This window comes from Qipengyuania sp. B-5, assembly GCF_056857815.1.
In genome coordinates this window covers 71,914-84,847 of sequence record NZ_JBSXNU010000035.1, presented here as the reverse complement: position 1 = coordinate 84,847, position 12,934 = coordinate 71,914, and the positions used below count along the sequence as shown (strand labels likewise).

Here is a 12,934-nt window from a genome sequence, read left to right as displayed (position 1 = left end):
CGACGGCGAAGTCAGATGCTGAACTCCGTCACCAGCGGTACGTGGTCGGACGGCTTTTCCCAATCGCGCGCATATTCGTGGACCGAATGGCCGCTCGCCTGCCGGGCGAGTTCGGGGCTGGCCCACATGTGATCGAGCCGGCGGCCGCGATCGTTCGCCTTCCAGTCCTTCGCGCGGTAGCTCCACCAGCTGTAATAGCGTTCGGGCGCCTTGATATGCTCGCGCCCGATGTCTGCCCAGCCGTGGGCATCCATGAACCGCTGGAGGCTTTCGACCTCGATCGGCGTGTGGCTGACGACCTTGAGCAATTGCTTGTGGTTCCACACGTCGCTTTCCAGCGGCGCGATGTTGAAATCGCCCACGATCAGCGTCGGCCGGTCCACCGCATCGGCCCAGCGGGTCATCCGCTCGAGGAAATCGAGCTTCTGGCCGAACTTGGGGTTTATCTCGCGATCCGGCTCGTCACCCCCGGCAGGCACATAGACATTCTCGATGATCATGCCGTCGTGCTCGGGCAGTTCGACGCCCACGTGGCGCGCTTCGCCATTGTCCTGCCAGTCGTGTCGCGAAAATTCGCGGATCGGCACCCGGCTGACCGTCGCCACGCCGTGATAGCCCTTCTGGCCGTGCACGGCGATATGCTCGTAGCCCAGCGCCCTGAACGCCTCGTAGGGGAACTGGTGCTCCTGGCACTTGATTTCCTGCAGGCAGAGAACGTCGGGCGCGGCATCCTTCAGGAAGCGCTCGACGATCGGCAAGCGGAGGCGAACGGAATTGATGTTCCAGGTAGCTACAGAGACCATGGCGCGGAGATAGGGGGACGCGGCGCGGGGGTCTAGGTTTGAGTCCCTGTTTTTCGCACCCGCATCCGCGGGCACGCCCGATCCGCAATTGAATATACCGCCCCTGGCATACGGAATAACGCTCGGGCTCATCGTCTGAAATTAGCAGGCTGTTCCGACCCAGCCGCGGAAAGAGAATGCGGCGTAATATAGCTCGACATTGGTAAACCCCGCCTCGCATAGCAGTTCTTCTTCTCGCGCGGGAGAAAGCACGGGCAGTCGCTCTGTCATCGGCTTGGCAGTGGCTGCGGATTTTGCCGGATCAGGCCCCTCGCGACCGCTAAAGGCAATCGAAAGCCTCATCCAGCGCCTAGGATCAGGACCGGGCGCCGTATGCTCTGCCACCACCAGATTGGCACCGGGTCTCAGTCGGTGACGAATCCCCCGCAAAGTCTGCAGACGTGAAGTACGGTCGAGGTGATGCAACGTGAGAAGGCATGTTGCACCGTCGAAAGGGCCATCTGGTGCCTGATCAATGGCACCCTCAATCAGATCGACTCGCTTTGCAAATGGCGCCAGTTTTCGGCGCGCAAGATCAAGCATTGCCGATGATGGATCGACACCTGTGAAATGCCAGTCTGGCTGCGCTTCGGCCATTGCTTTGGTTTCCATTCCGCCGCCTGCACCTACGACGAGTATATGCGCGTCTGTTCCAGCCCGTTCGGCAAGCAGCAGCATCACCATGCGATGGAGGTCGGCTAGCCCGGGCACGTTGCGAACGGCATTCACTTCATAGGAAGCGATAGCGTCCGGATGGTCGAAGGGTGAATACTTGCGATCCATGACGGCTAGCCTCCGAACACCAGCGAACGATGAATTGCCAGCGCGGCCGTGACGCCGTCCGCACAGGCGAAGGTGACGGTATGTCCCATTCGCGTGATATCGCCGGCGGCATAGACCCCGGCGATGCTGGTCGCCTGCATCTCGTCGACCGTTATCACCGATCCGAGGGGGCTGTCCTCGATCTCGCACCCGAGCCCTTGTGCAATATCGCTGTTGAAACGGCTGCGGGGACCGATAAACAGCGCGTCGATCGGTTGCTCGATGCCGTTGCGCAGGCGGATTGCCGACAGGGCTGCCCCTTCGCCGACAAGACTATCCACGGGCTCGGCTTCGATTGTGACGCCGCGCTCGTCGAGCTGTGCCGCCACGTCCGGTTCTATCGTGCCGCCGTTGAGAAAGAAGGTCGTTGGTCCCCATTCGGGGATCAAACCCGCCTGATGCGCCGATTTTGGCGAGGTATTGAGGACGCGAAGCCGCTTGCCGCTGAATTCATAGCCATGACAATAGGGGCAATGGATAACGGTTTGCCCCCAGCGTTCGGCGAGGCCGGGAAGCTCGGGCAGAATATCGCTGATTCCGAAGGCCAGCAGCAACCTGGCCCCTGCCACCGCCTCGCCATTCCCCAGCGTCACCCGGAACCCGTCTTCATGCCGGGCAGCCTCCACGGCTGCGAGCTCGCGGAACTGCACTGTCGGATAGGCCGCCACCTGTCCGCGCATGGCTTCGAGCATGACCCCGGGATTGCTCCCGTCCTGGGCAAAAAAGCCGTGAGAGGCGGCGGCAAAGCGATTGCGGGGGGTGCCTGTGTCGAGCACCAGCACCGAACGGCGCGCCCGGGCGAGATAGAGCGCGGCCGATAAACCCGCAAAGCTCCCGCCGACAATGATCGCGTCGAAAGTCATATATATCTCCTTGGTGCAGGGGCGGACCGTCCGCAGTGGACTGCGAGCATCCGCTCATGTAACATTTGAAGATACTATAGCTGCGATGGCGTCATGTATCAATAAGTGATACAATCTTTTTGCATTGTCACGCACTATGGCAGTGTCCGACGCCGAACGCGCAACAAAGGCTTTAAGATGAATCGAGATACCCGCCTGTCCGATGTCCTCCATGTGCTTCTCCACATGGATCAGACGAAGGAACTGCTTACATCGGATGTGCTGAGCCGGAGCATGGGAACCAATCCGGCGGTTTTCAGGCGGACCATGGCGGGGCTGCGCGAGGCAGGTCTGGTGCGTTCCGAGAAGGGGCATGGTGGAGGATGGCAATTGGCGCGTCCGCTGTGCGAGATCACGCTCCTCGACGTTTACGAGGCGCTCGGGCGGCCCAATCTTTTTGCTATCGGCAACCGCAGCGGGAACTCCGGCTGCCTGGTGGAAAAGAATGTCAACGCCGTGATGGTGGATACCATGGAAGCGGCCGCAGCACTGTTTACTGAGCGCTTCGAAACGATCACGCTCGACAAGATTGCGCCGCGAGAGCCGGTACCTTTGAACATACATGCCGACCGGTAATATCCGCGGCCATGCCGCGCTCGTTTACCCTCCACTGGCCCGATCAAGAGAGTGAGATCGCTGTCCAGGGAAGAGGGTTCCCGGTCACGGCAGTCAACGGCCGACTGGCGCGAAGCCAAGCGACGCGGATGCGCCGCGCCCGGCGTTTGAGGGGGCAAACAAAAACCCTCGAGCCGGGGGCATTGGCTCGAGGGTTCCTTGTGAGCGTTCGTCACGCTTGGATACCGAGCGGTTTTTAAGGGCGGGCAATCAACAGGGGGGAAATTGCTGCCACCGCTTCGATAACTCGGTTCTAGGCCCGCCCGGCTTGCTGCTCAATGAACATTCGACATCGGGGAATCGCAACAATCGAACGGCCTGTCGCCGAAATGGTATTTACGGGCGACGGGATGAACGGCGCGGATCCCTGAAGGTGAATGCGCTGTCGGCAACCGACACCCCGTAGCGGTTGTTGCTCAGGCGAACCGTGGTCCGGTGATTCTGCGAATCGAGCGCCACCCAGTGCGTGAGACGCAGACCGCCGGGTGCCGATCCGTCGCGTGCGAAGATCAGCGTGATCGTGCCGAATTCCGGGCGATTTGGATCGCGCACCTCGATGCTGACGACATCGCTATGGGTGGTCGGAATCAGCTTGCCGTATTTCTTCACATCGCGGCTCGGGTCGAGCAGCGCGCCAAGCGGCGAATTGCTGATCGGCCAGCGCTGGACCTGGTTCACCTCGTAATCGATCATGTACATCGACTTGCCGTTCGAGACGACCAGCAGCGGCACGCCCTTTTCATATTCGAAACGGATCTTGCCGGGGCGCTTCAGCGTCATCACGCCCGAAACGGCCTGGCCGTTGCGGTCGGTCTGGACGAAGTTCGCCTTCATGGTGGAAATGCCGCGCAATGCCGCGACCGCACGATCGAGATCGCCGGCCGCCGCTTCGACGGGGGTCGGTGCGGCATAGAAGGATGCGGGGACGCCCACGGACAGCGCAAGCGCCAGTGCGGAGGCGACGGGACGATTCTTGAAGATAGACAAGGTGCTCATGCTCCTGAATTACAGTCGGAGCATTGAACTGTCACTGAACTAAAGGCGTTCCCGCCATTCAGCTTCCGGACCGCACGGCCCGGCAAGATCACTTGATCTTGGCTTCCTTGAATTCAACGTGCTTGCGCGCCACCGGATCGTACTTCTTGAAGACGAACTTTTCGGTGTGGTTGCGCGGATTCTTCTTCGTCACGTAGTAGAAGCCCGTGTCGGCGGTCGAGACGAGCTTGATCTTGACGGTTGCGGGCTTCGCCATGGCGTGTTCCTAAAGATCTTTCGAAAAGGGTCCGCCCCACGCGAGGGAGAGACGGCCTAAATAATAAGGGCGGCGCGTGTCGCACCGCCGTCCGGCGCGCCCTTTGTGTGATTCACGGGGAAAAGTCAAGCGCCCGGCGCACCCGGCATTACCATTCGACCTTGCCGCGCTTGGCCTTCACGTCGCCCCGCACCTTCTTTGCCTTGAGCCGTTTCACCTTGCCCACGCGGTTCACCCTGCTCTTCTTGCGTTTCCTGGGCGGATCAAGCGCTTGATTGACAAGTTGGATCAGACGCTCCCGCGCTGCCTCGCGGTTCTGTTCCTGAGTGCGGTACTCGTTGGCGGTGAGGACGATTTCGCCGTTCTTGGTGAACCTGCTGCCCGCGATTTCCTTGATTCGCTCGAAGGTTTCCAGGCTCAGGCCGAGCTGGAATACGTCCACCCGGAGCTGCACCGCCGTGGCGACCTTGTTCACATTCTGCCCGCCCGGGCCGGAGGAAGCGATGAATTTCTCCTCGGCGATCTCCAACGCACGGTCGACGATTCTACCCATCCGCAAACCCGAGAGCCGCGAACTCGCGCGGCAGCGGCGCGGCCGCCTCGATGGCGGGCTTCTTCTCACGCGGGACCACCAGGCCTGCCGCATGCAGCATGGTGCGCGGCGCGCCCTTGCCACTCCCGTAAACCGGATCGCCGAGCAGCGGCAGGCCCAACCCCGCCTCGCAATGAAGGCGGATCTGGTGCGTCCTTCCCGTTTCCGGACGGAATTCGAGGAGGGCCTTTCCATCATTTTCCATCAGCTTGCGCCAATGGGTGATCGAGGGCTTACCCTTCCTGGCGGCGATCATGCGCCAGCCTTTTTCCGCGCTGCTGATCTTGGAAAGCGAGAGCTCGATCGTGCCCTCTTCGCCCTCGGGAATACCCGCAACGACACCGACATAACGCTTGGTCACGAGCCGGTCCTCGAAGGCCTTGGCGAATCGCTTCAGCGCCTTGGGATTGCGCGCCAGCAGCAGGCAGCCGCTGGTGTCCGTATCCAGCCGGTGGACCGGCGAGGGATCGCGCTGGAAGCCGAGGCGAAGCTGTTCGAAATGATCTTCGAGACACGGCCCGCCGCGCTTGGGGCGGTCCACGGAAATGCCCGCAGGCTTATTGATTACCAGCGCTTCGCCGTCTTCGAAAATAATCGGGATGTCGGTCATACGGCTTTCAGTTCGGCGCGCACCATCTGGCGCAGCGCATTTCCGAGGAAGAAACCGTCCTCGAGATCGGCAATGGTGAGTTCGGCTTCGCGCGCCTTGCCCCCGTCGAGGAGCGACTGGCGGAACACGCCGGGCAGGAGGCCGAGTGCTGCGGGCGGGGTTAGCCATAGGCCATCGCGTTCGACAAAGATATTGGTGACGCACCCTTCGGTCAGCAGGCCGTCCTCGCGCACGAACAATGCCTCGGTCGCACCATGCCGCCGGGCGATGGCCTGCGCATCTTCATAAAAGCTGCGGTCGGTGGTCTTGTGGCGCAGCCGCCAGTCACCGGAATCCACCGGCAGCGGGAGGATGATGCACGCGGCGGGATTGGGCCAGGCATCGGGCATGCCCTGCACCTCCAGAGCAATGGCGCCGCTGCGCGAGGCCAGCAGACGGATGCGGCCCGGCTCGTCGAGGACGAAACAGCAGGCGTGAAGCTGGTTGCGCGCTTCATGGCGGTCGAACATGAAGCCCAGCTCCGCGGCGCTGTTCTTCATCCGTGAAAGATGGGCTTCGAGCAGGGGGATGCCTTCCTCGGGGGTGAAGCGCATGGTCTCGATCAGGTCGAACTGCGCCGCCTTGTGTTCGGGCGACGACTTGCTGGCGAATGCGCCTTTCAGAAGCGCCTCGCGCCATTCCGTGCGCGGCTCGCTGTCGGCAACGATCGCACCGCCCACGCCGAGCACGGCCTTGCCGCGCGCATTCTCGATCTCGGTCAGCCGCAAGGTGCGGATTGCGACGTTGAAAGCGGCATCGCCGTCCGCCCCGATCCGCCCGATGGCCCCGCAGTAGGGCCCCCGGGGCTCGCGTTCGACCGCGTCGATCAACTCCATTGCGCGGATCTTCGGCGCACCGGTGATCGAACCGCAGGGAAAAAGCGCCCGCACCAGATCGACTGCACCCATATCCTCGCGCAGTTGGGCATGTACCACGCTCACCATCTGGTGGACCGTCGGATAGCTCTCGATCGCGAAGGGCTCGTCCACCCGCACGCTGCCCGCCTCGGCCACGCGGGAGAGATCGTTGCGCATCAGGTCGACGATCATGAGGTTTTCGGCCTTGTCCTTGACCGAATTCGCAAGTTCGTCGGCCAGAGCTTCGTCCTGCCCGGCATCGGCGGAACGCGGACGCGTGCCTTTCATCGGCTTGGCCTTTGCCTCGCGGCCTCTCAGGGACACGAACAATTCGGGCGACAGGCTGAGCAGCCAGTGCGATCCGTCGAAGATCACCCCACCATAGCCAGCCCGCGCCGCAGGTCGCAGCGCGGCATAGAGGCCCAGCGGGTCACCGGTGAAGTTACCTGCCAGCGGAAAGGTCAGGTTCGCCTGGTAGATATCGCCTGCACGGATCGCTTCCTGCAACCGCTCGAATGCAACCTCGTAGCCGCCAGGCGAGATTTGCGGCTCCAGCGGGCCGACGCTCCCCGCACCCTGCGCACGAGCAGCAAGCCATGCGGGCATATCGGTGGCGGCAATGCGCTCCGGTGCGTTGAAAAGGCCAAGCCAGACCAGCGGCCCTGCGCCGCCCGTCTTGCCTTGGGCAAGCTTTGCCAGCCGTTCTTCCAGCGCCAGCCCCGCCTCATAGGCGATATAGCCTGCCAGCTCCCCGCCTCCACGTCGTGCGGTTTCGGCAGCGTGAAGCACGGCTTCGACCTCGCCGGGACGATTGGCGATGAAAACCTGCTGCGGGTTCTCATACAGCAGGGCATCGGCAGCGCCGCTCTCGCGCGCATCGTCCAACAGTATGAAAGGATGCCGGCCCGCCATCGTGCCAATGCCTTTACAGCCCTCGTGCTCCAAGTCGAGCCATTGCTTGACCTTGGCGCCCTGCCTGCGCCACATCGGCACATACATCGAAAAAGAGCGGGAAGAATATGAGCACGATTTTCCTCGGGTTGGATGCGCATGGCGAAAAGCAGTATTTGCGGCTCGAACAGGCCAATCGCCACGGGCTGATTGCGGGCGCAACCGGGACCGGAAAGACCGTGACATTGCAAGGCCTGGCCGAGAGCTTTTCCGCCAACGGCGTGCCTGTATTCGTTGCTGACGTGAAAGGCGATCTGGCCGGCATATCCATGGCCGGTTCCTCGCAATTCAAACACGCCGACAAGCTGGAAGGCCGCGCGAAAGAACTGGGCATGGACGACTATGCCTATGCCGATAACGCCGCGGTCTTCTGGGATCTCTACGGCGAACAGGGTTTCCCGATCCGCACGACGATTTCGGAAATGGGGCCGTTGCTTCTCGCCCGCTTGCTCGATCTGAACGAGACGCAGGAAGGCGTGCTCAACATCGTCTTCCGCTATGCCGACGAGAACAAGCTCCTGCTGCTCGATCTCGGCGACCTGCAATCGATGCTCAGTTTCGCCTATGACAATGCGAGCGAGCTTTCGGGCACATATGGCAATGTCTCCAAGGCCAGTGTCGGGGCAATCCAGCGGCAGTTGCTCAGTTTCGAAAGCCAGGGCGCGGATATGTTCTTCGGCGAACCCGCGCTGGAGATCGACGATTTCCTGAAGGTGGACGAGCAGGGCCGCGGCATCATCAACGTGCTTGCCGCCGACAAATTGATGCGCGGACCCAAGCTTTACGCAACCTTCCTTTTGTGGCTGCTCGCCGAGCTGTTTGAGACCCTACCCGAGGTTGGCGATCCCGATAAGCCGAAGCTGGTGTTCTTCTTCGACGAGGCGCACCTGCTGTTCGACGATGTACCGGAAGCGCTGGAAGACAAGGTCGAGCAGGTCGTGCGTTTGATCCGGTCGAAGGGGGTCGGCGTCTATTTCGTGACGCAGAACCCGATCGACATTCCCGAAAAGATCGCCGGGCAACTGGGCAACCGTATCCAGCACGCATTGCGCGCCTTCACCCCGCGCGACCAGCGCGCGATCAAGGCGGCCGCCGAGACTTTCCGCATCAATCCCGAGCTCGATGTCGAAGAAGCGATTACCGAACTCAAGGTCGGCGAGGCTCTGGTCTCTACTCTCGACGAGGACGGTGCGCCGACGGTGGTTCAGCGCACGCTGATCAAGCCGCCGCATTCTCGCCTTGGCCCCGTCACCGAAAAGGAGCGCAAGATCGTCAATTCGGTCAGCCAGCTGGACGGGAAATATGACGATGCCGTCGATCGCGAGAGCGCCGAGGAAGTGCTTGCCGCTAAGGCTGCCGATGCTGCCGCGACCGCCGAAGAGGTGGCGGAGAAGGGGCGGGAAGAAGTGGCGAAGCGTAGCCGCAAATCGACCTCGATGTGGGGCAGGGCGGGCAAGGCCGCGGCCACGGCTGCGGCAGGATCGCTGACCTCGATCGCGGTGGCGACGGTGCTGGGAAAGAAGTCGAGCGCCAATCCGCTGCGGACCGGTGCCACGGCATTCGTGCGCAACATTATCGGCGGATTGATGCGCTAGAGCGGGAGGCGGAATTCCGCCCGCGCTCCGCCGCCGTGACGGTTCGACAAATGCAGTTCTCCGCCGTGTTGTTCGGCCACGGCGCGCGCCAGCGTCAGGCCTAACCCCGCCCCGCCGGTGGCGCGGTTGCGGCTTGCCTCGCCGCGGGTGAAGGGCTCCAGCATGTCGGCGATGCGGTCTTCGGGGATGCCCGGCCCGCTGTCCTCTACGCGCAGCACGGCGGCATCTCCTTCTTGCAACACGGATACCCGGGCGCCGCCGCCATAACGCAGGGCATTCGAGACGAGGTTGCGCAGCCCACGCTTGAGCCAGGTAAGGTGGATGGTCGCGGCGATGCGCTGCGTTTCCAGATCGACCGTCTCTCCCATGTCCTCGAATTCCTCGACTACCGAGGCAGCCAGTGCAGCAAGGTCGGTCCTTTCCGGCGCGGCGTCCGACTTGCCGACGCGGGCAAGCGCAAGGATTTCGTCGAGCGTAAGCGTGATGTCCTCGATGCTGTCGACCATGCGTTCGCGCGCCGCGGCATTCTCGACGCTTTCGACGCGCACGCGCAGGGCGGCCAGCGGCGTCTTGAGATCATGCCCGATCGCGCCGAGCATGACGTCCTTTTCGGCCAGCATGGCACCGATCCTTGCCTCCATCGCATTATGTGCACCGATCAGCCGACGGACATCTTCCGGCCCGTGTGGCTCCATCGGCTCGGACTGGCCGGGCCGCCGCGAGAATTCCTCGGTTCGCGTCGTCAGCTGGGCGAGCGGCCCGGTGATCCGACGCAGGACGAGCCAGAGGACGAAGGAGAGGAGCAGGGTAAGTATCCCGGCCTGGAGCAAGGGAAACAACGGGCCGTATCTTTCATGCGGCTTACGGATCGGGGCGCGGACCACGTCCCACCCATTGCCGTCCGTAATCCCGGCGACCGCGATGGAATCGGGCAGGTCTTCCGGCGTATAGCCACGGCGAAGGGCAAGGCGCTGCAGGAAACGCTGCGCGATCGGATCTGCCGATACGGGCCGCTCGACTAGCCTGATATCGGTGAATTCGCGGCCGTTTTCCCGCAGCGTCTGTGCGAGGCGTTTTTGCAGTTCGGGCATAGCGCGATCCTGCGGCAAGGTTTGGAAGCCGGTTTCCCGCGTGAAATCAGTGCCGGAGAACCGGCGGCCCATCCGGCGCGGGCGGTCCTGTTCGCTGCGAGGGGACACTTCCCGGCCAGGGCCGATCCGGGCCACAAGCTCTTCCGCATCGCCTTCCCGGATGCGGGCCGAAGCGACGAGGCGCAGGCCCAGCGTGTTTACCAGGCCGGTCTCGGCGCGATCCTTTTCGATGCTCCACGCCAGAAATCCGTTCACGCCCTGGACGATGAACAGCGTGAGCGCGACTGCCAGCGTAACCTGGCCGAGCAGGCTCTTCGGAAGCCAGCGCGTCACCGGCTATCCTGCGCCATCCGCGTAACTTCGGCGGCGAAGCGATAGCCGCCACCGCGGACGGTCTGGATGAAATGCGGGTTGCGGCTGTCTGCTTCGATCTTTCGGCGTAGCCGGCTGATCTGGTTATCGACTGCACGGTCGAACAGGTGCGCTTCGCGGCCCTGCACCATATCGAGCAGTTGGTCCCGATCGAGGACGCGGCGCGGATGATCGCAGAAGGCGCGCAGCATGCGGAATTCGGCGGTTGAAATCGGTACGAGCGTGCCTTCGGGATCGATCAGGCGGCGCTTCAGCGGGTCGAGCTTCCAGCCCTCGAACGCGTATATCATGTCCTCGGCTGGATCGTCCGGCGCGCGTTCGGCACGCCTCAGAACCGAACGGATGCGTGCTACCAGTTCCCGGGGTTCGAAGGGTTTGGTTACATAATCGTCCGCGCCGATTTCAAGGCCGATGATTCTGTCCATCGCTTCGCCCTTGGCGGTCAGCAGGATGACCGGCGTTTTCTTGGTCTCGGCGAGGTGGCGGCAGAGCGAAAGGCCGTCCTCTCCCGGCATCATGATGTCGAGCAGGACGAGGTCGGGCGTATCCGTGCCGAGCAGGCTGCGCGCCATGGCTGCGCTATCCGCTTCCCGCACGACGAAACCCTGGCCAGTGAGATATTCGGCCAAGGGCTCGCGTAGCGTTCGCTCGTCGTCGACGAGCAGGAGGGTGATGGGCGCGTTATCGTTCATGGATCGGCTTTCGCGCCTACCGTGAGGATTGCGAGATGCGCAAGCGCCTTACCGGTCGGCTTCGCGCTTCGCCTTCCTTTCGGCGCGCATCTTCTGATGGGCGGCTTCGCGCTCGGCGGCGGTAATCGTCCCGTCGCCATTTGTATCGACCCTGGCGAAATGGGCGGCCTGTGCGGCGTCGAACTCGGCTCGCGTGATCGATTTGTCGCCATCGGCATCCGCCATGCGGAGCATCATCATGCCACCGCGACGACCACCGCGTTTGCCGTGATGGCCACGCTTGCCACGCGCTTCGCGATTTGCCTGCATTTCTTCCTGGGTGAGGCCGCCGGAGTTATCCGTATCCATGTTGGCGAAGCGCTCTGCCACGCGCTCGGCGCGGCGTTCGGCGCGTGCTTCCCGGCGTTCCATCCGCGCATCGCGCCGTGCTTCCATCTCGGCTTGCGACAGTTCGCCGTCGCCATTCGCATCGGCTTTGGCGAACATTTCAGCGCGGCGGGCGGCGCGGTCTTCGGCGTTGATCACGCCGTCGCCATTTGCATCCATCCTGGCGAACATGGCAGCGCCATGGCTGGCCATTTCGGCGCGGGTGACACTGCCATCGCCATCGGTATCGACCTTGCCCATCGGCCCCTGCGAAAGAGCAGCGGTTCCAGCCAATGCCAGTGCGGCGGCGGAAAATCCAATTGCGGTCTTTTTCATCATTCTCTCCAAACTGGGAGAGCTGCGGCGACCGTCGGGAGGAGGGGGAGAAACAGGAGGGCCCGCCGCAGCTCGTGTTCCCTTCTAGAGAGGCATTGTCGCAGCTTTATCCCGAAGACAGGCCGAATTGTATCGAAGTGTCGCGTTCAGCTGTCCGCGTTCATTGCCGCGCAAGCCTCAGCGCGGGCGGTGCTGCGTTCCTTCGCCTGCGGTTACGAAAATGGCGGTCGCCCGTTCCGCGACGTCGGCGATGTGCCATACACCGGGCGGATTGATCGCATATTCGCCTGCATGGAGGGTCATGCTCTCGCAGCGACCGTCGGGGAATTCCTGATGCAGTACCATCTCGCCCTCGGTACAGATCACCAACTCGTCGCCAGCCGGATGCATTTCCCAGCTCGGCCAGCCTTCCTCGAAAGTATGCTGGCTGACCAGCCGTCCTTCCCGGCCATCGGCTCCGTGCCGCTCGTCATAGGCCTCGTACCACTCCATCCCGTCAAAAGGAGGCTGGGGCACGGCGGTAGCGCCGAGGCCCAGATGGACAAAGCTGTCGGCGAGACGGCGCGGGCCGGTCATCAGGCGACCTTGTCCATCAGGAAGGCATTGAGCTTGTTGCCGTCAGGATCGCGGAAATAGGCGGCGTAGAACAGCATTCCGTTCTCGTCCGGCTCCCCGCGCGGACCCGGCTCTCCCTCGTCGCTGCCGCCATTGGCAAGCGCTATATCGTAGAGGCGTTGGACCTGGGCACGGTCCTTCGCCTCAAGCGCCACCATCGTGCCATTCCCTACGGTCGCCTTTTCACCATCGAAAGGTTTGGTCGCAGCGATACCGGCACCGCCATCCCATTTGCCCCAGGCGATGAAGGTTTCGAAATCCATCATTCGGCCAACCCCGAGTTCCGCAGCGATGGCATCGTAGAACTTAGCTGCTCTTTCGAGATCGTTGGTACCGACCGTAACGTAACCGATCATTAGCTTACTCCTTGGAAAACGACTCGCGA

The 12,934-nt window shown here is 62.6% G+C and carries 15 protein-coding genes; 2 read left to right on the top strand and 13 right to left on the bottom strand.

Annotated features, from left to right (window positions below; translation table 11 throughout):
- Positions 1 to 11: 11 nt before the first annotated feature.
- The 3 genes from xth to AC13CE_RS04900 form a co-directional block, all read right to left on the bottom strand.
- Positions 12 to 803: an exodeoxyribonuclease III gene (xth, locus tag AC13CE_RS04910; RefSeq protein ID WP_482971703.1), complete on the bottom strand. Its 792-nt coding sequence runs from the start codon at positions 801 to 803 to the stop codon at positions 12 to 14.
- A gap of 141 nt (positions 804 to 944) precedes the next feature.
- Positions 945 to 1,625, bottom strand: coding sequence for a class I SAM-dependent methyltransferase (locus tag AC13CE_RS04905; RefSeq protein WP_482971702.1), 681 nt, complete (start codon positions 1,623 to 1,625; stop codon positions 945 to 947).
- Between the two features lie 5 nt (positions 1,626 to 1,630).
- Positions 1,631 to 2,527, bottom strand: a complete 897-nt coding sequence (locus AC13CE_RS04900) for an NAD(P)/FAD-dependent oxidoreductase (protein ID WP_482971701.1) — start codon at positions 2,525 to 2,527, stop codon at positions 1,631 to 1,633.
- Between the two features lie 177 nt (positions 2,528 to 2,704).
- Between AC13CE_RS04900 and AC13CE_RS04895 the strand changes: the two genes are divergently transcribed.
- Positions 2,705 to 3,142, top strand: coding sequence for an Rrf2 family transcriptional regulator (locus tag AC13CE_RS04895; RefSeq protein ID WP_482971700.1), 438 nt, complete (start codon positions 2,705 to 2,707; stop codon positions 3,140 to 3,142).
- Positions 3,143 to 3,517: 375 nt separating this feature from the next.
- Here the strand turns inward: AC13CE_RS04895 and AC13CE_RS04890 are convergent, their stop codons facing one another.
- From AC13CE_RS04890 to pabB, 5 genes are all read right to left on the bottom strand, one after another.
- On the bottom strand, positions 3,518 to 4,177 hold the full coding sequence (locus AC13CE_RS04890) for a LolA family protein (RefSeq protein WP_482971699.1): 660 nt from the start codon (positions 4,175 to 4,177) through the stop codon (positions 3,518 to 3,520).
- 88 nt (positions 4,178 to 4,265) lie between these two features.
- Positions 4,266 to 4,433, bottom strand: a complete 168-nt coding sequence (gene rpmG, locus AC13CE_RS04885) for a 50S ribosomal protein L33 (protein WP_006832561.1) — start codon at positions 4,431 to 4,433, stop codon at positions 4,266 to 4,268.
- A 148-nt stretch (positions 4,434 to 4,581) separates the two neighbouring features.
- On the bottom strand, positions 4,582 to 4,986 hold the full coding sequence (gene arfB, locus AC13CE_RS04880; RefSeq protein WP_473820937.1) for an alternative ribosome rescue aminoacyl-tRNA hydrolase ArfB: 405 nt from the start codon (positions 4,984 to 4,986) through the stop codon (positions 4,582 to 4,584).
- Positions 4,979 to 5,635, bottom strand: a complete 657-nt coding sequence (locus AC13CE_RS04875) for an RluA family pseudouridine synthase (RefSeq protein ID WP_482971698.1) — start codon at positions 5,633 to 5,635, stop codon at positions 4,979 to 4,981. The genes arfB and AC13CE_RS04875 overlap by 8 nt, the downstream gene beginning before the upstream one ends.
- A complete protein-coding gene (gene pabB, locus AC13CE_RS04870; protein WP_482971741.1) occupies positions 5,632 to 7,443 on the bottom strand; it encodes an aminodeoxychorismate synthase component I in 1,812 nt (603 codons plus the stop codon). Before pabB ends, AC13CE_RS04875 begins: the two co-directional genes overlap by 4 nt.
- Positions 7,444 to 7,550: 107 nt before the next feature.
- Between pabB and AC13CE_RS04865 the strand changes: the two genes are divergently transcribed.
- Positions 7,551 to 9,077 (top strand): helicase HerA-like domain-containing protein, encoded by a 1,527-nt coding sequence (locus AC13CE_RS04865; protein ID WP_482971697.1) that lies wholly within the window; start codon positions 7,551 to 7,553, stop codon positions 9,075 to 9,077.
- Here the strand turns inward: AC13CE_RS04865 and AC13CE_RS04860 are convergent.
- The 5 genes from AC13CE_RS04860 to AC13CE_RS04840 form a co-directional block, all read right to left on the bottom strand.
- Positions 9,074 to 10,501 carry a sensor histidine kinase gene (locus AC13CE_RS04860; RefSeq protein ID WP_482971696.1) on the bottom strand — a complete coding sequence of 476 codons (1,428 nt, stop codon included), beginning with the start codon at positions 10,499 to 10,501 and terminating at the stop codon, positions 9,074 to 9,076. The genes AC13CE_RS04865 and AC13CE_RS04860 overlap by 4 nt on opposite strands.
- Positions 10,498 to 11,232, bottom strand: coding sequence for a response regulator (locus AC13CE_RS04855; protein WP_482971695.1), 735 nt, complete (start codon positions 11,230 to 11,232; stop codon positions 10,498 to 10,500). The genes AC13CE_RS04860 and AC13CE_RS04855 overlap by 4 nt, the downstream gene beginning before the upstream one ends.
- Positions 11,233 to 11,280: 48 nt before the next feature.
- Entirely contained in the window at positions 11,281 to 11,934 is a 654-nt protein-coding gene (locus tag AC13CE_RS04850; protein WP_482971694.1) for an EF-hand domain-containing protein, read from the bottom strand.
- Positions 11,935 to 12,111: 177 nt separating this feature from the next.
- A complete protein-coding gene (locus tag AC13CE_RS04845) occupies positions 12,112 to 12,510 on the bottom strand; it encodes a cupin domain-containing protein (protein WP_221540662.1) in 399 nt (132 codons plus the stop codon).
- A complete protein-coding gene (locus AC13CE_RS04840) occupies positions 12,510 to 12,905 on the bottom strand; it encodes a VOC family protein (protein ID WP_221540660.1) in 396 nt (131 codons plus the stop codon). Before AC13CE_RS04840 ends, AC13CE_RS04845 begins: the two co-directional genes overlap by 1 nt.
- Between the last annotated feature and the right edge of the window lie 29 nt (positions 12,906 to 12,934).